Origin of the sequence: Microbispora catharanthi, assembly GCF_006334915.2 — a bacterium.
In the GTDB taxonomy this organism is placed as follows: domain Bacteria; phylum Actinomycetota; class Actinomycetes; order Streptosporangiales; family Streptosporangiaceae; genus Microbispora; species Microbispora catharanthi.
The window spans coordinates 61,040-82,922 of the sequence record NZ_VDMA02000031.1; the positions used below are offsets into that span (position 1 = coordinate 61,040).

General features: G+C 73.3%; 18 protein-coding genes. 8 read left to right on the forward strand and 10 right to left on the reverse strand.

The window, feature by feature from the left end; genetic code table 11:
• Window positions 1-3 precede the first annotated feature (3 nt).
• Window positions 4-1,656 (reverse strand): hypothetical protein, encoded by a 1,653-nt coding sequence (locus FH610_RS38245; protein WP_139580124.1) that lies wholly within the window; start codon window positions 1,654-1,656, stop codon window positions 4-6.
• 762 nt (window positions 1,657-2,418) lie between these two features.
• Entirely contained in the window at window positions 2,419-5,391 is a 2,973-nt protein-coding gene (locus FH610_RS38255) for a CHAT domain-containing protein (RefSeq protein ID WP_139580125.1), read from the reverse strand.
• Window positions 5,392-5,468: 77 nt separating this feature from the next.
• On the opposite strand from FH610_RS38255, the gene FH610_RS38260 reads away from it, so the two are divergent.
• From FH610_RS38260 to FH610_RS38295, 8 genes are all read left to right on the forward strand, one after another.
• The gene (locus FH610_RS38260; RefSeq protein ID WP_139580126.1) at window positions 5,469-6,725 is read left to right on the forward strand and encodes a S8/S53 family peptidase; all 1,257 of its coding nucleotides are present in this window, start codon (window positions 5,469-5,471) and stop codon (window positions 6,723-6,725) included.
• A gap of 6 nt (window positions 6,726-6,731) precedes the next feature.
• The gene (locus tag FH610_RS38265; protein ID WP_139580127.1) at window positions 6,732-7,292 is read left to right on the forward strand and encodes an RNA polymerase sigma factor; all 561 of its coding nucleotides are present in this window, start codon (window positions 6,732-6,734) and stop codon (window positions 7,290-7,292) included.
• A gap of 9 nt (window positions 7,293-7,301) precedes the next feature.
• On the forward strand, window positions 7,302-7,799 hold the full coding sequence (locus FH610_RS38270) for a hypothetical protein (RefSeq protein ID WP_139580128.1): 498 nt from the start codon (window positions 7,302-7,304) through the stop codon (window positions 7,797-7,799).
• Between the two features lie 121 nt (window positions 7,800-7,920).
• Window positions 7,921-8,697: a hypothetical protein gene (locus FH610_RS38275; RefSeq protein WP_139580129.1), complete on the forward strand. Its 777-nt coding sequence runs from the start codon at window positions 7,921-7,923 to the stop codon at window positions 8,695-8,697.
• A gap of 2 nt (window positions 8,698-8,699) precedes the next feature.
• Complete coding sequence (locus FH610_RS38280; protein ID WP_139580130.1) at window positions 8,700-9,368, forward strand: hypothetical protein; 669 nt, start codon at window positions 8,700-8,702, stop codon at window positions 9,366-9,368.
• Window positions 9,369-9,373: 5 nt separating this feature from the next.
• The gene (locus FH610_RS38285) at window positions 9,374-10,630 is read left to right on the forward strand and encodes a hemopexin repeat-containing protein (protein WP_139580131.1); all 1,257 of its coding nucleotides are present in this window, start codon (window positions 9,374-9,376) and stop codon (window positions 10,628-10,630) included.
• 31 nt (window positions 10,631-10,661) lie between these two features.
• Window positions 10,662-12,749: a hypothetical protein gene (locus tag FH610_RS38290; protein ID WP_139580132.1), complete on the forward strand. Its 2,088-nt coding sequence runs from the start codon at window positions 10,662-10,664 to the stop codon at window positions 12,747-12,749.
• A 5-nt stretch (window positions 12,750-12,754) separates the two neighbouring features.
• The gene (locus FH610_RS38295; RefSeq protein WP_139580133.1) at window positions 12,755-15,118 is read left to right on the forward strand and encodes a hypothetical protein; all 2,364 of its coding nucleotides are present in this window, start codon (window positions 12,755-12,757) and stop codon (window positions 15,116-15,118) included.
• A gap of 222 nt (window positions 15,119-15,340) precedes the next feature.
• Here the strand turns inward: FH610_RS38295 and FH610_RS38300 are convergent, their stop codons facing one another.
• The 8 genes from FH610_RS38300 to FH610_RS38335 all read right to left on the reverse strand — a co-directional run bounded on the left by FH610_RS38300 (window position 15,341) and on the right by FH610_RS38335 (window position 21,719).
• Window positions 15,341-16,570, reverse strand: a complete 1,230-nt coding sequence (locus FH610_RS38300; protein WP_139580134.1) for an RNA polymerase sigma factor — start codon at window positions 16,568-16,570, stop codon at window positions 15,341-15,343.
• Window positions 16,567-16,905: a YciI family protein gene (locus FH610_RS38305; RefSeq protein WP_167538821.1), complete on the reverse strand. Its 339-nt coding sequence runs from the start codon at window positions 16,903-16,905 to the stop codon at window positions 16,567-16,569. The genes FH610_RS38300 and FH610_RS38305 overlap by 4 nt, the downstream gene beginning before the upstream one ends.
• A gap of 97 nt (window positions 16,906-17,002) precedes the next feature.
• The gene (locus FH610_RS38310; RefSeq protein WP_139580135.1) at window positions 17,003-17,842 is read right to left on the reverse strand and encodes an alpha/beta fold hydrolase; all 840 of its coding nucleotides are present in this window, start codon (window positions 17,840-17,842) and stop codon (window positions 17,003-17,005) included.
• Window positions 17,839-18,432 carry a TetR/AcrR family transcriptional regulator gene (locus FH610_RS38315; RefSeq protein ID WP_139580146.1) on the reverse strand — a complete coding sequence of 198 codons (594 nt, stop codon included), beginning with the start codon at window positions 18,430-18,432 and terminating at the stop codon, window positions 17,839-17,841. Before FH610_RS38315 ends, FH610_RS38310 begins: the two co-directional genes overlap by 4 nt.
• 137 nt (window positions 18,433-18,569) lie before the next feature.
• The gene (locus FH610_RS38320; protein ID WP_240809438.1) at window positions 18,570-20,396 is read right to left on the reverse strand and encodes an ABC transporter ATP-binding protein; all 1,827 of its coding nucleotides are present in this window, start codon (window positions 20,394-20,396) and stop codon (window positions 18,570-18,572) included.
• 5 nt (window positions 20,397-20,401) lie between these two features.
• Window positions 20,402-20,944: a TlpA family protein disulfide reductase gene (locus FH610_RS38325; protein WP_139580136.1), complete on the reverse strand. Its 543-nt coding sequence runs from the start codon at window positions 20,942-20,944 to the stop codon at window positions 20,402-20,404.
• A gap of 19 nt (window positions 20,945-20,963) precedes the next feature.
• A complete protein-coding gene (locus FH610_RS38330; protein WP_139580137.1) occupies window positions 20,964-21,479 on the reverse strand; it encodes a MauE/DoxX family redox-associated membrane protein in 516 nt (171 codons plus the stop codon).
• A 30-nt stretch (window positions 21,480-21,509) separates the two neighbouring features.
• Window positions 21,510-21,719: a hypothetical protein gene (locus FH610_RS38335; RefSeq protein WP_139580138.1), complete on the reverse strand. Its 210-nt coding sequence runs from the start codon at window positions 21,717-21,719 to the stop codon at window positions 21,510-21,512.
• Window positions 21,720-21,883 lie beyond the last annotated feature (164 nt).

Below are 21,883 nucleotides of genomic sequence, written 5' to 3' on the forward strand. Positions count from 1 at the left end.
CGGTCACCTCGCCACGGTCGCGATGGAGACCGTGCGCAGGTGACCTGCCTGGTCGGACAGGATCAGGGAGCTTTCCTCGGCGGTCCAGTAGGAGCGTAAGCGGCCTCCGGGCTCGCCCCTCCACGCGGAGCGCAGAGCGCGGGCCGTCATCCGCGGCGCCGGGAGGGTGGGGTCGTCACCGGTGAGCGCCGCTTCGGCCAGAGCGACGCAGGCGCGCAGGACGGGGACCGTCGTTCCTGCCCGCTGTAGCCGGTCGAAGGCTCTCGCGGCGTCGGCGGTCCGTCCGAGGCGAACGAGCAGAATGGCGACCATGGCGCGAGCGAACAGCTCGTGCGCGGGATGACGCAGGAGCATGCGACGGGTCGCGCAATCACGCCACTGGCGGCACGCCTCGTCCGGGGCCGCGGCCCGGGTGAGGACGATGGCGCGGCTCCAGGACACGACCGCGCGGGCGTTGCCGACGGCGTGGGCCAGCCGGGCCCGGTACTTGGCCGGGTAGTGAGGGCTCACCTCGCTGTCGACCAGGTCGAGAAGCCGATCGGCGAGGTCGACCCAGCACAGGGCGTCCAGGCCGGTCCGGTGAGCGGGATCTCCGGTGCTGTCACCGCGCGAGGCGAGAGCCGCACGCTTGGCGAGGGCGCGGATCAAGTTGAGGTCCGGCCGGGCCGGATGGTTGAGGATCGAGTCGCGAAGCCATTTCCCGGCCATGTTCCGGGCTCGGTCGGGATCTTCGGTCAGGAAGCCGACGGAGGATCGGTAGGAGATGTACAACGGACCGGCTCGTCCGCGCCCGGCTGCGAGGGTCGCGGTCTCCGCCGCGGCCAGGAGCAGGGCGGCGGTGGCGAGCCCGGGACGCGGGTGAAGGGCGGCCAGAGCGACCGCCGCGAACCCGCTGGTCAAGGGTGCGCGGATCAGCGTTACGGCGACTCGCATGGGCGTCGGCAATGTGCGGTCGAGGCGTGCGGTGAGTTCGACCAGCAGCCACGGAAGGGTCACCCACGCGGCAAGGAAGAACCCTCCGGCGACACCGGTGGGGCCGCGGCTCCATAGATCGGCGCAGGCCGCGCCGACGGGCCCGGCCGCCACCGCGAACGTGCCGCAGCGAAGCAGAGCGGTGCCGGCAAGGCGGGTCAGCCGGGCGAGCCGCTCGGGGATGGCCAGGCAGCACACGTCCGTCCAGGCAGCCTGGACGGCCACGAGCACAGCCGCGCCGGCCAGGGGCGCGCGGTCGGCCAGGCTGAATCCCAGGCCGGACACGACCACTGCGGCGAGCGGCGCGAGCCCGCCCAGCAACCCGATGACCCGCCAGAAAAATTCGGCCGGCGCGGTACCCATGATGACCGGCCCGTACCGGTTCATCGCGACGGCCATCCGCCAGACGCTGCGGCGGTTGTGCTCGGCGAGATGGAGGAACCTCAAGATGCCGCCCACAGCCAGCGGCGTCGCCCACCAGTACACGATCAACGGGTCCAGCGGCCACAGCAGAGCGTGCACCGCGACGCCGAGCCCCAGAAAACTCAGCCCGGCGATGCCGAGGGCAAGGCCGAGGACGGCGATGAGCGCGATCCCCGCCGTGCCGGCGTTCCCAAGCCGGACGAGCAGCGGAGCGAGCAGAGAGGCGATCCCGACGCCGATCGCTCCCAGGAGCACCACCATGCCCGGACTGTAAGTGCGGTAAGCCGGTCGTGCGATCTCCTTGGCCAATTGCGTGGACAGCCATCGGCGTTTGAACTCCTGGACGTTCACCAGAGTCACAACCGCTGCCGCAACAGCCACCGCAGGCGTGACCACCGACGCGGTCGTCACCACAGTCGACCCCCTCCCGCATGCCTGACTTTATCGGGATTCTGCTGGCATCTGTAGCAATCGCCTAAACCGGCCAACCCCAGTTTGGAAGGGCCAAGCACCGTCAAACAGCGAAGTCAGTCCGCGCCGCCCTCTCACTCCTAAAAAACGCGCGTCATGCTCAATGCCCAACCGACCTGACCCTGAGCCGGAACAATCACGAGATATGATCCAGAACCGATTTTTGGGACTATACAAACAAATGGTGTAACTCCTAACCAAGGAGACACCTGGGACGAGTACGGTGATCCAGGCATCACCGAGCGGGTTCTGTCGTCGCCGTGCGCGGGCCGGGAGATTCGCCGGTCTGGAGGGCGGCGAAGTCGGCATGCGCCTGCTCGACGGCTTCGGGGTACGCCGCGCGCTTGGCGTGCTCGGCGAGCGCCCGGTAGTTGCTCGCGACGGACGGGTTCCATCCCTTGCGCTTACTTCCTTGTCGGTGCGGGTGCGAGTCCTGCTGGTTCCGACTCGCGCAGCACGGCCCAGGCAGCGGCGCGCAGGTCAGGCGCCAGGAACAACATCATGAACGCGCCGACGACCAGGTCGCGCGGCGGCGCGGCCACCACCGCCTCGTCAGCCGGCGCCGGCAGCGGCCCGATGACGGCCCGGATCGCGGCCGAAGACCGGGACGGCGCCGGCGCCGATGCACACGAAGCCGGCCGCTGCGGCGGCCGTCCGCGGGTCGTTGCCCCGGACGGCCCGCTGGGCCTCGGCGAGGGCGGCGGCGGGCGGGCGCCCGGCGGCCAGCCGTTCGTGGAAGGCCACCATGACGGGGGTCGTCGCCGCGTCGGGGATCGGCAGCACCGAGGCGACGAGCTGGGACGTGCCGCGGGCGAGGAACGCCACGGCGAGGCCCATCAGCTCGTCGCCGGTGCGCACAACGGAACGGCCGCTGTCGCAGGCCGCGAGCACCAGCGTGTGCGGCACCCGCGGCAGCCGTTCCACGTCGTAGGCCATCAGCGGCCCGTCGGCGAGGGCGATGCCGGAGAACAGCGGGTTCTCCGCCGACAGGTGCCCGTGCGCGGCGAGATGCGCGAGCCCGGCCCGCGACAGGGCGGCCGAGACCGCCTCGACCGACGCCGCGGCTCCGGCGAGCACGGCGCCGTCGTGGATCGCGCCGACCGCCGCCGCCTCGGGCCCCGCGGCCGGGAGCCGCGGGCCCGCCACCGCGACCACCCGTCCCCCGGCCGCGACACCCGCGCGACCCAGGCCGGCGCCGCCCCTGCCGTCACCGTCCGCCGACGCGAGGCGGGTCCGGGCGAGGTGCCACAGCGTCGCGGACGGCGCGACTGTCACGGGCCGTCCCGCGCAGGACGGCAGGAGGGACCACGGCAGGCTGTGCAGCGGTCCGGTGGGCACCACGACGAGCGGGCGGTCGCCGATCTCGGCCAGCGGCCCGAGCAGCAGGGCGTCGAGCCGGGCGGCCGCGGCGTCCAGCAGCGCGACGGACGCGGCTAGCACATCGGGCCGGGCGTCCGGGCGCGCGTATCGCCGCACGCCGAACGTCAGCCGCTCGATCAGGTCGGCCGCCTCGGCCGTCGCCCCGAGGCGGTGGACGCCCAGGCGGCCGTCCACCACGGTGAGCACGTGCAGGTCGGCGCCCCGGCGGACGTACTCGACCAGCGCCCAGGAACCGAGCGAGGCGGCGAGGTCCCGGGGCGTGACCGGGGCCGCGGGCACGCCGCCGGGAGTCCCGGCGAGCCGGCGGCTGTGGTCGCGGATGCGCCGTTCCAGGTCCGCCTGCCGGGCGAGCAGCGGGGCGGGCGCCGCCGCCTGACCGGCCAGGTCCCTCGTGACGGAGCGCAGCCGGGCCAGCAGCGCGGTCAGCACCGGGTCGTCGGGCGGACGGACCGGCGCGGCCAGCAGACGGCTGGCCCGGGCGCGCTCCGACCACTCGAGGAGGCCGTCGGGGCGGCCGGCCTCGAAGGCCACCTCCAGTCCCAGCGCCACCAGGTCCGCCCGATGCGCCGCCGCGTGCACCCTCAGGTCGGTGGCCCCCATTGCCGAGGCGTGCTCGTCCAGGACCCGCAGGCCCGTCCGTACGGCGGCGAGCACGCCGCGCGCGTCCCCCTCGGCCCGCAGTTGAAGCGCCCGCGCGTACCAGCCGCGCGCCCGGACGAGCGCCGGCCCCCGGGACCGGGACGCCGCCGCGGCCCGGCTCAGGTAGCCGGCGGCCACGTCCGCCGTCCGATAGCGCCGCTCGGCGGTCAGCCCCACTCCCGCCCGCGCGTCCCCAGCGTCTCCGGAGCGGCCGGGCCCTTCCTCACCCCGCCGCCCGGCGCGGCGCTCAGCGGTCACCTGGGCGGCCACGATCGCGGCGTCCAGCGCCGCCGCGGGCCATCCCGCCGCGTCCAGGGTCGCGACCATGACGTCGATGACCGCCCCCGGGAGGCGCGGCCGACGGCCGGCGGCGCGCTGGGCGGACAGGACGGACAGCCGGGCCAGTTCCGTCCATTCCCGCCGCCCCTGGGCGCGGAAGCGGCGCAGCGCCGCACGGGCGTGGCCCAGCGCGGCGGCCGGATCGCCGGACAGGATCTCGGCCTGCGCGAGCAGCACCTGCACCTCGGGCACCTTGAGCGAGCGGCGCTCGCGGCGGTAGGCGTCCACCGCGCGGGCGGCGGCCGCCTTCGCCTCGGCCGTGAGCCCCACCGACAGCAGCAGCTCGGCCCGGTCCTGGTGCAGCGTGCCCAGCTGGGCGCCGTGCGCGCCGATGATGCGCTCGGCCCGGTCGAGATGGCGCAGCGCGGCCGGTACGTCGCCCCGCAGCGTCTCCATGAGACCGAGGTTGTTGGCGATCAGGCCGATCGTCAGCGGGCGGCCGAGCTCGCGCGCCAGCGTCTCCGCCTCCAGCAGGTCGCGTTCGGCCGCGGCGAAGGCGTGGCGGTCGGAGTGGACGAGGGCCCTGTTGATCAGCATCCGCTGCACGCCGAGCAGGTCGGCGTGCTGACGCAGCACCTGCAGCGCCGCCTCGAACTCGGCAAGCGATTCGTCGAGGCGGCCGATCACGTGCAGCACGATCGCGCGCTGCGCGCGGGCGCGGGCGGCCGCCATGCCGGTCAGATCCGGCAGGGCGGCGTCGATCTCGCGCAGCGCGGCCTGTGGCCTGCCCCGTTGCAGGACCGCGAAGGCGAGCTTGTACCGCGCCTCGGCGGCCAGGTCGGCGCGGCCGGCCCGCACGCCCCAGGCGGCGGCGCGGCTCAGGTGCCTGATGGCGTTGTCGAGCTCGCCCACGTGCAGGAGCGCGTGCCCCCAGGCGCGTTCGGCCGTGGACGCCGCCACGGCGTGGCCCCCGCGGGCAGCGCGCCGGGCGGCCCGCTCGGCCGCCGGGAGGCCCGAGACGGGGTCGCGGTCGACCGCGGCCAGCGCCGCCTCGGCCTCGGCCAGCGGCTCGACCGTCGGCTCGGCCCCGGCCGGCGTCACGGCCCTGAGCACCAAGCCGTCCGGCGGGCCGCCGTTGTCGCCGTCGCCGGGAACGGCGGGGGCGCGTGCTGGAGCGTTCCCGTTGGCCCTTGCGCCCGGCGGCGTTTCCTGCGTTGGATGTATCACGGCCAGGCCCTCGTGGTTCCGTCTGAGGAAGTTCGCGTTCCGGATAAGTCGTGACCCCGGGAAAGGACACTATCCAGATGCCAGTCGACGCGGGCACCACATCGCACCAACCGGACCAACTCATCGTCGACCTTCTGCACCTGGAGGTCGTCGAGCGCATGCTGAACGAACTCGGCGTCGTGCACGCCGCCCTCGCCCCCGACGACCGGGACGAGCTCCTCGGACTGGCCCGCCTGCGCGAGCTCAAGGACGCCGACGACGATCCCGTCGAGGTCGGCGAGCTCCTCGCCCTGCTGCGGGAGAAGGCGGCCGCCGACCGCGGCGGCTGGATGCCGACGATCGGCAAGAACCGGGTCGTGGACGCGGTCATCGGGGACGGCCACAAACCCATGTCCCTGCCGGACGGCGCGGTCCTGGCGAGCGGCCACAAGCCCATGCACCTGATGAGCGGCGGGATCTCCGCCCTCGGGCACAAGCCCATGTCCCTGGGCGAGTTCGACGTGCTGGGGCACAAGCCGATGGACGGCGGGCAGCCGGAGCCCGCCGGCCCCGCCGATGTGCCGCAGTCGCTCCCCGGGCACGAGGACGCCGGGCGTGGCGTGCGGGTCGGCGTCGTCGACACCCCGCTCGCGTCCACGGAACCGGGTACGGCGGAACAGCCGCTTCCGTACCGCTCGGGGCACTCCGCGTTCGTGCGCAGCCTCATCCAGCGGGAGGCGCCGGCCGCCGAGCTCTCCGTCGAGGGGGTCCTCGACCCCGGCACGGGCCGGGCCGACTCCTGGGACACGGCCCGGGCCATGCTGCGGCTGGCGGCCGCCTTCCAGCCGGACATCCTCAACCTCTCCCTCGGCTGCTTCACGCTGTCCGGGGGGCCGCCGCTGGTCATCGCCCGCGCGATCGAGCGGCTCGCCCCGCGGGTGCTGGTCGTGGCCGCCGCGGGCAACCACGGCGCGCTCCCCCATCTCAGCTCCGGACGCAGCCGGCGCTCGGCCTGCTGGCCGGCCGCCGTTCCGCCCGTCGTCGCGGTGGGCGCGTACGGCACGGTGGACGGGCACCCGGTCATGCCCGGCTGGAGCCCGGACCTCCCGTGGGTGGCGTGCCTGGCGCCCGGGGAGGGGGTCGTGGGCTCGTACCTCACTGGAGAGGTCGACATCGACGGCCGCCGCCAGACCTTCCAAGGCCACGCCCGGTGGAGCGGCACCTCCTTCTCTACCGCCCTCGTCACCGGCGCGGTCGCCGCCCGCACGGTCCCGGGCTCGGTGACGCCCCGGCAGGCGCTGGACAAGCTTCTCGCCGAGGCCGACGAGGTCCGGCCGTACCCGCTTGAGGGCTGACGGGCCATGCGCGACGATCCGGTAGTCGTCGACCTCGTGCTCCGGGCGCGCGAGGGCGACGCCGCGGCGTGGGACGCCATCGTCGAGCGGTACGCGCCGCTGGTCTGGGGGGTGTGCGGCCGGTACGGCGTGACCGGCAGCGACGCGGACGACGTCGCCGGCGGCGTCTGGCTGCGGCTGGTGGAACGCCTCGACACGCTGCACGAGCCGGCCGCCCTTCCCGGCTGGCTCGTCCGCACCACCCAGCGACAGTGCCTGCAGCTGCTGCGCGCCCGTAAGCGGCAGGTTCCGGTGGACGACCCCGAGCCGGGCGCCCGCGGGGAGGAGGACGGCGTGGACGGCGAGCTGCTGGTGGCGGAGCGGCGGCACGCCCTGCGCACGGCCTTCGCCGAGCTGCCGGCCCGGTGCCGGGAGCTGCTGAGCATGCTGTTCGCCGAGCCGCCGGCCTCCTACGCCGAGATCAGCACCGCGCTCGGCGTCCCGGTGGGGGCCATCGGCCCCACCCGCGGCCGCTGCCTGGATAGGCTGCGCAGGAGCCGGGCGCTGGCCGCTCTCCAGCTGGCCTAGGTGGTCGACGTGGACGGGGGCGACGACGTGACGGACGTACCGAGCCGGTGGGACGACGACCGGCTGCTCGAGGAGCTGGGTCACGCGGTACGCGAGGCCCGGGTGCCCGAGTCCTTCGTGCGTGCCGGGAAGGCGGCCTTCGCGTGGCGGACCGTCGACGCCGAGCTGGCCGAGCTGCAGCTCGACTCCCTGCACCCGGCGCGGGAACCGGCGGGCCTGCGCGACGAGCCGCGGCCGGACGGCTCGGGGCCGCGCGTGCTGAGCTTCGCCGCCGGCGAGCTGTCCATCGAGGCCGAGATCCACCCCGACGCGGTGCGCGGGCAGCTGGTGCCCGCGCAGCCCGGCGCGGTCCTCGTGCGGGACGACGACGGCCCCGTCCGGGAGGTCCCGGTCGACGAGGTCGGCTGGTTCGTGATCGAGCCGGTCCCGGCCCGGCGCTTCCGGCTGCACGTCCGCACGAACGCCGGGGCCACCGTCATCACCGGCTGGATCGAGCCTCGGCCGTAGGCGACCGCGGCCCGCCGGAAAACTCGCGGAGATTCGCTGTATCACCGGTCCCCCTGCGCCATCCGTCGTGCGACAGACCACCGCGTCAGCGGTGACGTACCGCACCGGAAGGACCAGGATCGTGAGCGATCCCGCACGCGCGATGAGCAAGGAAGACGCCTACGCCGAACTGCTCGACCTGCAGTCGAGCGACGTGATCCGGCTGGAAGGGGAGGGCAGCCCGGACAGGGTGAGCCTGGACGGCTGGGACGGCGAGCAGCCCCAGGACGGCAACGTCGCCGGAGTCGTCGTCCGCTACCTGGCGTCGGGCACGGTGACGTTCGGGCAGCCCAGCCACCCGGCGGCGCCTGACCGGCTGGACCCCCGCAACGCGCTCGCCCTGGTGCGGCTGTGCCAGTGGCTGAAGGACACCTACAACGTCGTCGAGCTGTACCACCTCGGCATCTCCGGCGGCGGCGTCGACAACCAGGGCCGCCCGCGCACCGACTGCCACGGCCAGGGCCGCGCGGTCGACTTCGCCGGCGTCAAGGCGGTCGCCGAGGACGGCGAGGAGTGGACGCTCACCGTCAACGACGACTGGGGGACCGTGTCGACCGCCGCGACCCCGGGCGGGAACTGGCCGCCCGGGACCGGGTCCGACACGTCCTACCGGCTCGACGACGAGGACGCCGACCCGTTCACGCGCGACTTCTGGCGCGCCGTGTACGAGTTCGTCGCCTCGGAGTGGCAGGACCGCACCGACGGCCCCGACGGGCTGGACACGCCCACCTCCATCGGGGAGCGCAGCTTCATCATGCACCCCGACCACCCGGCCACCGCGCCTGGGACGCCGCACGGCCGAGAGGCCCACAAGAACCACATCCACATGCAGATCGGCGTCACCGGAACGGCGGCCTGAGCATGCGCAACCTCACCTTCTGCGACATCCGGCTGCACCCCTCGACGGTGGACTCCGCCTTCGAGGAGGCCATGACCGGCGACGTCATGCCGGGCGCGGGCGACCTGCCGCACCCGCCCGGCACGCTGTTCGTGCGCAGCCTGTACCGCGAGGCCGGCTACGGGTTCCCGCCGGCGTACCGCTGCGTCGTGAACTCGATCCTGGTGAGCGACACCGGGTTCTTCGGCATGCGCCCCCGGATCGCCCGGCTCGGCGCCGACACCAAGGAGCCGCGCTTGCGGCCCGTCGCGGGCGCGGTGCCGGACGACGAGACGGCGCTGGACGTGCTGCGGACGAGGGAGGGCCACTCGCTGGTGATGGCCGCCGTCCACCTCCCGCTGCGGATGATCCAAAAGACCTTCGAGAAGGAGCTGGTGGCCGCGCTCGAGGAGGAGGTCGCCGTGCCGTCCCGATTCAGCGCGGTGTCCGGCGCGATCTGGACTCGCGACGACGAGGCCGTCCACGGCCGGGTCGAGTACCTCGTCGCCGCCACAGGCGACTTCGCCGAGCTGCGGCTGCGGCCCCGGACGGTCGAGCGGATCGAGGCGGCCGGCGGCACGCTGGTCGAGTCGCGCGGGTTCCGCCACGTCGGCACGGTGTCGGGCGAGCCCGCGCCTCAGGCCGGGGGGTGACGACCATGGACAAGCTCTGCGGGTTCGTCGCTCCGTCCGGGGCGAAGGCGTACTTCTTCACCGGCGAGCGCTACATCCGGTACGACGTCGAGGCCGACGGCGCCGACGAGGGCTACCCGCTGGCGATCGCCGACCAGTGGCCCGGCCTGTTCGAGGCGGACATCGACGCCGCCCTGCCGTGGAGCGACGGCTCGGTCTTCTTCTTCCGCGGCGACCAGTGCCTGTCGTACGACCTCGAGAACGGGATCGTGCTGGACGGCCCGCGGCCGATCGCCGAGATGTGGCCCGGGCTGTTCGAGTCCGGCATCGACGCCGCGATCCTGTGGGGCAGCGGCAACGCCTACTTCTTCTCCGGGGAGGAGTACCAGGAGTTCGACGGCGCAACCGGCCGGATCGACCCGGAGGCCAAGTCGGTCGCCGACGACTGGCCTGGAGCGTTCCCACGGATCGAGGCGGCGCTGTGGTGGCCCAGCGGCAACCCGTACATCTTCTCCGGGAACGAGTACGCGAGGCTCGACCCGGACGACGGGTCGGTGGCCGAGGGCTTCCCCCGGTCCATCGAGGACTGGCCGGGGCTGCCGATCGGGCCGCTGGCCGAGGACGTTCCCGAGCCTGTCGCACCGGAAGGGCCGACCGGCTCGGCGCGCTCGGTCAGGGACTTCTTCCCCGAGTTCAGCGCGCCGTTGGAGGGCCGTCTCCCCTACCTGTACCAGGACGTCAAGGGCCTGGTCACCACGGGCGTCGGCAACCTCGTGGACTCCCCCGAGGAGGCGGCCGCCCTGCCGTTCGTGCACAAGGACACCGGGACGCCCGCCACCCGCGCGGAGATCGCGGCCGAGTGGCACCGGATCAAGGACGCGCCCGGCCTCGCGAAGAAGGGCCACCTGGCGGCGAAGGCCATCCACACCCTCGAGCTGCCCGACGCCGCGATCGACGAGCTCGTCCGCAAGCGGTTCGACGTCAACGAGGCCCGGCTGTCGGCCTTCTTCCCCGGGTGGGCGGACTGGCCCGCCGACGCCCGGCTCGGGGCGCACAGCATCGCCTGGACGGGCTCGTTCTTCCCCATCCGCTGGCCGGGCTTCAACGCCGCCGCGAACGCGGGCCGGTGGGAGGACGCGGCGGCCCAGTCCCACCTGCGGGAGGACGGCAACCCGGGCCTCGCCCCGCGGAACCGGGCGAACCTCCGGCTGTTCCGCAACGCGGCCGCCGTGGTCGGCCGCGGCCTCGACCGGTCCCTCATCTACTACCCCGCCGCCCTGTGAGCGGCCTCCCCACACAGTTCAGGAGCCAGCGATGGTGAACCCAGCAGGACCGATCATGGCCGGCGGCTTCGAGACCGTCACCCTCAACGACGCCGGCGTCGAATACTCCCTCGTCTTCCTCCCCGACAAGCACAACGACGAGCTCCAGGCCCAGGGGGCCAACCCCGTCTTCTACTGGCTGCCGGAGCGGATGCGCCTGGCGCGCAAGCCGAACGGCGATCTCAGGCTCAGCTTCCTGCATTTCCTCGGCGTGCAGGACGGCCAGACGAACCTCGGCGTGGCCCCCGGGCAGACCCGGGAGACCTCGGGCGGGGTGCTCAGCTTCGCGATGACCGGCGCGCCGCCCGAGGGCGTCCTGCGGGACGCGCACAAGCAGATCCTGGAACGGATGCAGCAGGGCAGCCGGGACCGGTTCTGGCAGGTCAAGCCGGGCGTGGCCGACCGGTCCACGATCGCCGACATCCGGCCGATCCCGATCAGGAGCTCCACGCTGCGCCTGATGATCACCGACCAGGACGGCACGCAGGGCGGCAACGCGGGCGACCCGTTCTTCGTCACCGCCCAGGGCGCCGGGAACGGCAGCCTGATCCCGACCGCCGAGCACCCGTTCGTCGTCAACCTCGGCACGTTCGCGGCGGCGCAGGTGGAGCAGGGGCTGCTGGGCACCGAGGTGCCCATCGGGGTGACGGCCGACCTCACGCTGCCGCTGTGGGCGCCGATCACGCGGCTGCACATGACCGCCAACTGGGAGCGGGTGTTCAGCCACTTCACGGCCCAGGCCAACGCCAGCTGGTGGTGGAGCTCGGGCGACCTCAAGGCCACCTGGAACACGCTGCGGATGAACGGCGACATCAAGGTCGAGCTGGAGATGGACCGCACCATTCCCGGCGCGGACAACAAGGAGGCGATGGTCACCAAGTACATCGACATGCTCGTGGCGATGTGGCTGGACCAGGCGAAGCAAGTGATCTTCCAGCCGATGCCGGAGGTCCAGGACCCGGGCCCGCCCAAGTCCGGCGGACTGCTCAACCTCTTCGGCTGGGGCTTCGGCGCGGGGTTCAGCCTCAACTTCCGCCACGATCGGGTGGAGATCGCCAACTCCTTCACCTTCGAGGTCGACGAGATGTACGCGCAGCCGAGCACGATGGGCGGCAACGTGGACGGCGTGGCCGACCTGCTGGCCGCCCATCCGGAGCTCAAGAGCCGTTACATGCGCACGCTGTACCTGGACAACTGGGACCGCAAGATCACCACGGTCTGCCGGCCCGTCGTCAAGTGGCCCGACCCGGACCACGGCGTGAGCGGCGATCCGGTGAAGTCCGCCACAGTCCAGATCGGCTACCCCAGCGTGGAAGGCGAGATCGCGTGGTCCGCCCACGAGTTCCGGCCGCCGCCACGCCCGCAGGAGGTCGACGCGACGACCGACGTGCGCGGCGAGGGCGCCCCCGTCGGGGAGACCACACCGCTCGCCCCCGCCTCCTCGCCGACCCTCGTCTACGCCAGCGGCGCGACCAACGAGGTCTTCTTCGCCCGGCAGACCCAGAAGAAGGCGGAGCAGGTCGCCGGCGCGCCGGAGGGGTGGCGTCCGGACAAGGTGTTCGTCCGGCGCACCATCGAGTTCGACGAGTCGCCCTCCATCCTCGACGACCGGTTCTCCCGGATCATCATCGAGGCCAACGAGGTGCACCTCGACCCGGAACCGTTCGGCACGCTCACCGACAGCCTGACCGTGGCCGTGCGCGCCGACAACGCCGGCGCGCTCGTGCTCGCCCCGATCTCGATCAACCGGGATCTGACGGCGGGCAACCAGATCGTCGAGGTGCAGGTGCAGCCCAAGGGCGAGGGCCCCGACGGCGGCGAGCGCCCGATCGTCACCTTCACCTTCACCATGGCCGACACCGGGGAGAACTACAAGGAACGCCGGTTCGCCCTCTACACGGGACAGCCGGGACGGCCGCCGGCGTACCGGTACCGGGCGCGCGTGATCATCAAGGGCACGCTGTTCGAGGACGGGGACGAGTGGATCGGCCCCTGGACGGACGGCGAGGGCAGCGGCGACCTGTCCGTGCGGGTGCCGAAGAAGACCGCTCCCGGCGTCACCGTCGTGAGCCAGGACTGAGCGGGATGAACACGCCAGGAGTCCCGGCCGACGAGCCGGGCCCCCGCGTCGGAGCGGCCGACCGGAGCGAACCCCTGCTGCCGGACTCGCAGCTGGGCTCGCCCTGGTGGGCGCCCGCACCGGAGCTCGTGCCCGCCTCCGAGGGCACGTTCCGGTTCCTGTTCCGCGTCACCGGTCACGACGACGAGGGCTCGCCCGTCCTCAGCGCGACGGTCACCGCCGTGCTGCGCTTCCCCCCGCCGCCCGCCGGCGCCCAGACCGTCCCGTGGACGGACGTGAGCGTACGGCTGCGCATCCCGTTCGTGGACGCCGACACCGGCCGGCCGACCTCCACCGAGCTCCCGGTCGACGTGGACCGGCACGACGGCCTCGTCCACTGCAGGGCCGAGATCAGCGGAGCCGTGGCCAGGGCCGCGTACGGCGCGCTGAGCACACCGGGCTTCCAGCCGGACGACGGAGCGGGAGTCGTCGTCAGCACGAGCTTCGTCGGCGTGCAGGAGACGCCCGCCGCGTGGGCCCTCTCCGGGGAGAACCCCGACAGGCCAGGCAGTCTGGAGGTCGCGCCGGTCCGGGGATGGCCGTTCGAGGAGCCGCTCCGAGAGGAGCACCCGATCCCCGAAGAGCATCCGAACTGGTCGGACGTGGTGACCACCGAGGTCCGCGTTCCCGGCGAGCTCACGACCGCCGGGCGGGGCGCCGTCCGGCTGACCCAGGTGTCGCCGCCGTTCACGGAGTCGCCGTTCACGGAGTCGGCGCTCACGGAGTTGTCGCTGGGGCGATCGTCCCTGACGGAGTCGGCGCTCACGGACACGTCCGCGGCGGCACGGGCCGTGGTGGAGGCGTCGCTCGCGGACTCGGCGGTGGCGGAGCCGGCCTTCCTGGCGGCGTCGCCGGCCGAGGCCCCGATGGATGCACCGGTGGAGGCGCCGGCGGAGGACCTGCCGGCCCCGCTGACCCTCGCCCGGGTGCCGCTCCCCCTGCCGCGCGCCGGCCGCCGCCTGGTGCTCCGCGACGACCTCAACGGACGGCGCGGCGGGATCCTCGACGGGACAACGGGATCGGAAGGGCCCGACCCGGAGGGGCTCGCCACGGACCCCCCGTCGTTCACCATGGACATGGGCGTGTCCGTGACCCGCTCGCACCGCCTGCCGCTGCTGGTGCCGTGCCGCGACAACCCCGGCCTGTACCGGCAGGACGCCGGGGGCGCAGAGCCCGTGATCGTCGGCTGTCAGGACGCCTTCCAGCTCGGCCGCGTCCCGGCCCGGCGGTTCGCGCCGGCTCCGCGCCTGGACCGCGACCACCGGTACTCGGTGTGGGAGTCGCTCCAGCAGCCGGCCACGTACCTCGTCGTGCCTGCCCACTACCGGGTGGCCCGCGACGTGGCCGGCCGCCCCCAGCTGGAGTGGCTGCAGGTGTTCGACGCCACCGTGGACGCGGGCCTGCCGTGCCGGCTGCAGGCCCGGTGCGTGCCCGACCTGTCGGCGGCCGAGCTCACCGAGCTGGAGTCGCTGCTGCGCGCGGACGCCGGCGGGCGCGACGTCCGCGTGCTGCTCCCGACGTCCCCCTCGGTGGGGTCGACCGGGGTGTCGGTGCGGTCGAGCACATTGGAGGGCGGCCTGCGCGCCGTCCTGGACGACGACGCGATCCGCCTGGCGCTGCACGTGGACTACGACGACGCTGTCGTGGCGGTCACCCAGTTGCGCGGCGGCGACGCGGTCGCGCAGGTCGTCTTCGACACCGGCGACTCCTCCACGTCGATCGCGACCACGGTGCACCTGGACGTGGACGAGCTGGCCGGCCCGTACCCGGGCGGGCCGGTGCGGGTCACCGCGACCGGGCTGCGCAACGACGCCGACACGGCGGCCACGGTGACGGCCCTCTGGGTGCGGGCGGCGGTCGGGGGGTGGCAGCGCGTCCCGCTCGACCCGCCGGCGCGCGTGCCCGCCCACGGGGACGTCGCGCTGCCCGCCGCCGTCCGGGACGGGGCCGTCGTGCCGCAGGCGCTGCTCGACCCCGCGGACCCCGCCCAGCTGGTCGTCCGCAACGTCTACCTGGAGAACCTGCACACGGCCGTCCTGATCCGGCGGGACGTGGACCTGCGGGCCGCGGGCATCGCCGGCGTGGGACTGGTCTTCGCGGTGTCCGGCATCGAGGTCGCGCGGGCCGTCCTCCCCGCGGACGCGCCCACGCTCGAGGTCACCCTGGTGCAGCCGCTGGTCGCCGACCGTTCGACGTTCGACCGGAAGGTCGCCGTGTCCGTCACGCTCACGCGGGACGACGGCACCGTACGGCCGGCGGCGTCCGGCCCGGTGGTCGTGGACCTCGCGACCGGCGCGATCGTCCGGCTGTCCCGGCTCATGGGGGTGTGACGCGGCGACGGACGCACGAGCCCTGGCTCACGTGGCCAGGGCTCATCCGCGTCCGGCGGCCCGCGTTCCCGTGACTGATCTTTTGCGGCGAGCACCTTTACGAAGTAAACCAACCCCTAACCATGCGATCGAGACCCTCATGGCGGGGCACCTGCGGATAACGGCCGACATGGGCCAGTCACCCGTAGCGATCGATCTGTCGCGACGCGGTGCCGGCGGACGCTACGGCCACTCCCCACGAGTCAGATCCAGCCGCTGGTGGAGCAGGGCCTGCTGGGCCGGGTTGGCGGTCAGGCCCAGCGCCCGCTCATCACATAGCCGCGCCTGGCTCGTGTCGCCCAGCGCGCGCAGCAGCTCGGCTCGGGTCGCGTGCAGGAGCGGGTAGCGGGACAGGGCCCCCTCCAGGCCGGTCAGCTCCGCCAGCGCGGCCGCGGGCCCCTTGACGTAGCGCAGGGCGACGGCCCGGTGCAGCCGGGTGACCGGCGAGGGCGCCACCGCCAGGAGCATGTCGTACAACACGAGGATCTGTGCCCAGTCGGTGTGCTCGAAGCCTGCGGCCTCGGCGTGACAGGCCACGATCGCGGCCTGCAACTGGTAGGGCCCGGGCCGGCGATGGGTCCTGGCGGTGCGGATCAGCAACGCGGTCGCCTCGGCGATCGCGGCGCGGTCCCACAGGCCGCGATCCTGCTCGGCGAGCGGCACCAGACGCCCGTGGGAATCGAACCGGGCCGCGCCGCGCGCCCGGTGCAGCCGGATGAGCGCGAGCAGCCCGGCCACTTCCGGCTCGCCCGGCATGAGGCCGGCCAGGAGCCCGGCCAGCCACTCGGCGTCGTCGGCCAGGTCGCGCGCCTCGGCCCGATCGCCGCTGCTGGACAGATATCCCTCGTTGAACAGCAGGTAGACGACCGCGAGCACGGCGTCCAGCCGCTCGGGCAGCTCCTCGGCGGCCGGAATCCGGTAGGGGATGCCCGCTTCGGCGATCTTTCGTTTGGCCCGGGTGAGCCGCTGGGCGACCGTGGTCTCCGGCACGACGAAGGCAGCGGCGATCTGCGCGGTGCTCAGCCCGCACACCACCCGCAGGGTCAACGCGATCCGGGCCTCGGGCGACAGCGCCGGATGGCAGCACGTGAAGATCAGCCGCAGCCGGTCGTCGCTCTCCCCCGGCTCGGGCCACCGCAGCCGGGCCAGCTTGGCGCGGTAGTTCGTCTCCCGCCGCAGCACGTCGAGGCCGCGGCGGCGGGCCACGGTGAACAGCCAGGCGTCCGGCCGGTCCGGCACGCCCTCGACCGGCCAGCGGCGCAGCGCGGTCTCCACGGCGTCCTGCACCAGGTCCTCGGCGGCGGAGAAGTCGCCCAGCAGCGACACCAGGCACGCCGCGAGGCGGCCCGCGTGCTCACGTACGACGCGGGCCAGCACCTCCCGGCTCCCTCTGCCGCTGTCCGGTCCGCTCATGCGGCCGGTCGGATCTCCACGATCGGGCACGCCGGCCAGGACCTGGCCAGCTTCAGCGCCTCGTCCAGATCGGCCACCTCCACCTCCGCGTAACCGCTGACGACCTCCTTGCCCTCGACGAACGGCCCGTCGGTGACGACGGGCTCGCCGCCGCCGAGACGTACGGTGGTCGCGGTGTGCGCGGGCGCCAGACGCATGTGATGCGTGATCTTGCTGGAGTTCTCGGCGAACCAGCGGACCACCGCCTCGTAGGCGGCCTCGCGCTCCGATTCGTCCATCGCCTCCAGCCGCTTGGCGAACTCCTCGGTCTCGACGAACATCAGCACGTACTTCACGGTTGACTCTCTTCCTTTGATCGGCCTTCACCAGGAAGACGAATGGGCACCTGCCCCACACGACACCAGGCGGCACGACTTCGCCGGCGCGGCCGAGTCAGGCGCTCAGCACCTTGCGGAGCAGCTCGCCGAACTCGGCGGGGTGTGTGGTGAGCCCCGTGTGCCCGCCGGGGAAGTGGACGAGCTCCGTGCCGAACCGCTCGGCGAGGAAGGCGGCGGGACGGTAGGGCAGTTCGCCGTGTGAGTCCGCTCCGGCGGCGAGCACGAGCCGGTCCGACAGAACCTCGAGGCGATCCACGTCCGGTGTGTAGGCCATGAAGCTCGGCACGATGCGCCCGAGGAAGTAGGGCATGTCCGCCATCGTCCGCTCCGCCCGGGCCGCCGCCTGCGGGGGGAGTTCGGTGGCCGCCTTGACGTCGACGGGATCGGCGCCGGGCCGCCTCAGACCGGCCGCGAACACGGCCGCCGCGGGCATCAGTCCCTCCCTGCGGAACGTGTCCTGGACGCGGGCGAGCAGCGCGCGATGCTCGGCGGCGTCCGGCAGCACCTCCACCAGCGGCGGCTCGTGCGCCACGACGCGTTCGATCCGCTCGGGATGGGTGGTGAGCAGGTGCAGCGCGACGATCGCGCCCGAGCTGCAGGCGGCCACGCGGGCGGGCGCGTCCGGTGACAGCAGCTCCAGCAGCCGCACCGCGTCGTCGGCGTGCCGCTCGACCCGTTGCGGGGCCTCCGGGTCGTCAAGCGGGCTGCGGGACAGACCGCGCGGGTCGTAGGACGCGACCGTGTAGTCGGCGGCCAGGGTGTCGGCGACGCCGTCGAAGGAGGCCGCCCCGCCCGTGCCGCCGGGGATCAGCAGCAGGAGCGGGCCCTTTCCGCGCACCTCGTAGCGCAGGGTGGCGCCGTCCACGCGCAGGTGGCCGATGGCCGGGCTGGTCATGTCGAGTCTCCTTCATCGTGCGTGGGCCAGTGCTCAAGGAGGGTGTGCAGGGCGTCGAGACAGCGGACCCAGGTGTCTTCCGCCGGGCGCGCGTGCGCGAACCCGCCCGCGGCCTCCAGGCTGGTGAAGCCGTGGAGCGTGCTGCGCATCAGCCGGACCGCGTCGGTCAGGTCGGGTTCCTGCAGCGCGTAGGCGCGCAGCATGCTGTAGGTCAGCTCGACGGCGCGCCGTGGCCCGGCGGCCCGGGCCACGAGCTCGGGATCGATCTGGATCGGGATCTGCGTCGCCGTGTATCGGCCCGGGTGGTCGTGGGCGTACTGCCGCCAGGCGTTGGCGTACGCCACCAGTGCGTCCTTTCCGGCCCGTCCGGCGGTCGCCTCCGCGATGCGGATGGTCTTCTCGTCCGCGGCCAGCAGTGCGATCCGCCCGCGCAGGTCCTCGAGACTGCGGACGTGCGCGTACAGGCTGGCGTCCTTCACCCCGAGTCGTCGCGCCACCGCCGACATGGTCACGTGCTCGAGCCCGACCTCGTCCGCCAGCTCGGCACCGGCGAGCGTCACCCGATCCGCCGTCAAACCGGCCCGCACCATGTGCATGCCGCCCTTCTCCACCCTGGAGCACCGTGAATATTCCTAGGACCCCTAGGTTTTTCCTTGGGGTCCAAGGTTGCCTCAGGCCGGGCGAGGAGCGCAAGCGGTTACCGCGGTGATGTCTCGGACGGCAGGTGTCAGGGGCGGTCGGGGCCGGCGGCCTGGCTGAGCTGGAAATCGGCCGCCTGGCGGGTGAACAGGCGGGCGTATTCGCCGTCGAGGGCCATCAGCTCGTCATGGGTGCCCTGTTCGGCTACCCGCCCGTCGGCGAGGACGACGATGTGGTCCGCGCCGCGCACGGTGTTGAGGCGGTGCGAGATGAGGAGGCGCGTACGGCTGCCTCGGTAGTCGCGGAGCCGCTGATGGATGGCGTACTCGGCCTCGGGGTCGAGCCCGGAGCTGGGCTCGTCGAGGATGAGCAGGTCGGCGGTGTCCGCGCGGAGGAGGGCGCGGGCGAGGGCGACGCGCTGCCACTGCCCCCCGGACAGGAGCACGCCCCGGCCGGGGTCCTCGTCCTGTTCGGCGGCGAAGAACCGCGACAGGATGGTGTCGTAGCCGCGGGGAAGGCTGACCAGTTTGTCGTGGACGTCCGCCCGGCGGGCCGCCTCGTGGATCTGCTCCGGCCGGTCGAGGGAGCCGACGTCGCCGACGGCGACGTTCTCCGCCGCGGTGAGGTCGTAGGCCACGTAGTCCTGGAACACGGCTCCGATCCGGCGGCGCAGGTCGTCGACGCGCAGCTCGCGCATGTCGGCGCCGTCCCAGCGGACGCTGCCGCGCTCGGGGTCGTAGAGGCGGCACAGGAGCTTGACGACGGTGCTCTTGCCCGCGCCGTTCAGGCCGACCAGGGCCACGCTCCGCCCGTACGGGATGGTCAAGTTCAGGCCGCGCAGCACGTACGGATGGCCGGCGTCGTATCGGAACCACACGTCGCGCAGTTCGATGCCGCGCCGTAGCGGTGGCACGTCGCCGCCGGTGGCGGGTTCCGGCAGGTCGGGTCCGATGGTGACGACGTGGGCGTAGTGGCCGGCCAGGACGAGTGCCTCGTTCAGGTGTGCCAGCTGGATCACCATCCCGGAGAGGGAGGACTGGGTGCCGGCGAGTGCGGCGGTGAGGACGGCCAGGTCGCCGATGCCGGCCTGACCCCCCGCTATCCGGGAGACCAGCACGATCAGCGCGGCGCCGGCGATGACCGTGCTGAGGGCGGTGAGCGCCCCGTTGTAGCGGACGGCCGTCAGGTCCATCCGGCGTTCCGCCCGCTGCTCGGCGGCCAGTTCACCCAGCATGCGCCGCCGCAGGAAGCCCCCGATGCCGAACAGCCGGATCTCCTTGGCGGCCTGATGGTCGAGCATCAGCGTCTGGTAGAACATCCGGCGGCGTTCCGCGGGGGCCATCTCCAGGCGGAGGTACGCCCGGCGGCGGCCGAGCCTGAGCTGGACGATCAGTTCGGGCACGGCGGCCGCGGCAACGACGGCGGCGAGGAGCGGGCTGAGCGTGGCGAGCGCGCCGAGGAGCCCGGCGATGGTGATGCCGCCGCGTGCCGCTCCGAGCGCCGACTCGGTGACGAGTTGCGGAGCGGTCTGGGCGGACTGCTGGGCCAGCTGGAGCCGATTGTGGAAATCCGGGTTCTCCAGCCTCGTCAGTCCCTGCATCCGGCACACCGCGGTGAACAGTTCGTCGCTGGTGCGCCACGCGATGCGGCGCTGCTGCTCCCGCTGGACCCACCCGGACAGGTGGGGCAGCAGCGCGGTCAGGGCTCCGAGCACGGCCATCGCGGCGGCGAGCGGCGTCGTCGAGGGGCCCGACCCGGCGGTCAGGCGATCGATCAGCAGTTTGGTGAGCCACGTGATCGCGACGGGGGCGGCGCCGTTCAGGACCGCCATGGCGAGCTGGGACAGCGCGAGAACCGGTCCGGCCCGCCAGACGAGCGCCAGGGTGAGCCGCAGCGGCCCGAGTCGTGACCTCACGCCGGTCAGGCCGGGGACGGCGCTGCCGCCGGCAGCTCCGGCTTCAGGCTGCTGCCGGCGACGGTTCCGTCGGGGCCGACCAGGAAGAAGGACGGGAAGGCCCTGATCTCGAACGCGTCCGCCATCGCGCCGCCCTCGCTCTCCACGACGACGCTCACGTCGTCCGTCAGGGCGGCGAGCAGCTCGGCGGGTCTCTTCTCGCCCTCCACCACCACCGCCAGGACTCGTACGCCGTCGGCGGCGGCGTCACGGGCGGTCGTGACGAAGGCGGGCGCCTTCGGCAGGCAGTGCGGGCAGTCGGTGCTGAAGAACCCGACGAGGGTGCGCTCGCCCGCGAAGTCGTCCGTGGTCACCTTCGTGTCCGTGACCGTGAGCGCGGAGAAGGCCGGGACCTCGGCGCCCACGGCGAGCCCGGGACTTCCGGGCATTCTCCCGGCGAGGGAGTCCTTGGTGATTTTCCGGAGTTTCCTGATGACCGCGCCGGTCAGGAGCAGGTTCACCAGGACGAGCCCGCCGAGCAGGACGACGGCGGCGGCCAGGACGGCCATGGGCGTTCCCTTCGATGGATCAGCGGAGGAGGTGGAGCAGGTCGTCGAGGAGCACGACGGCGCCGACGGCGACCGAGGCCCCGAGCAGGCAGAGCGCGGCGGCGGGCGGCGCGACGGGCGTGCCGCCCGCAGCGGACGTCATGGCGGCCCCGGCCATCGCGCACGCGACGAGAACGGCGTTGCGCGCCACGTGCCGGCGGTTGACCGGCTCGTCCGATCCACCGAAGCATCGGCACGCGACGGTCGTTCCGCGCCGCAGCGCCGTCACCAGGACCGCGGCGAACCCGAGGAGCAGGCCCCCGGCGAGCAGGAGGCCCGGCCTGCCGTCGCCGTCGAGGCCGGGCGCCGCCAGCATGACGACGGTCCCGGCCTCGACGGCGACGACCACCACGGCGGCGGGCGTCCCGAGACCCGTGGGAAGGCCGCCGAGTCGCCGAACCGCCGTGGTGAAATCGCCGAAGGCCCGCCGCGTGCGCAGCTTCGTGAGGACGGAGACCAGGAAGACCCCCATCAGCACGAGCCGGACGGTCAGCACGGCATAGACCATGGGACGTGCCGGCCGGCGTCAGCAGTAGCCGATGTTCTGCCAGGCGCCGCTGCAGCTGCTCCGCCAGTATGTGATGCAGAGGAAGCCGGTCGGGTTGGGGTAGCAGTCCTTGTAGCGGTTGCAGCCGCCCGACGGCCAGTATTCGAAACAGTTGTCGGCCTGGGCTTCGGCACCGGGGAGGAGCTTTTCGAGCAGCCGGTCTCCCAGGCGGTTCAGCTTACGGATCATGGTTTCTCCCTTTGCTGGGTTCGGGCGTGGTAGGCCGCCCGCCCTGTGAGGATGCTCGGCGCGGCCTTCGCCGCGGTTGCGCGCCGGATGCGCGATACGCCGTAGGGGCCGCGCAACCGTCGCGCAGCCGGGACTCGGCAGAATCGCGATCGGCTGACCAGGCC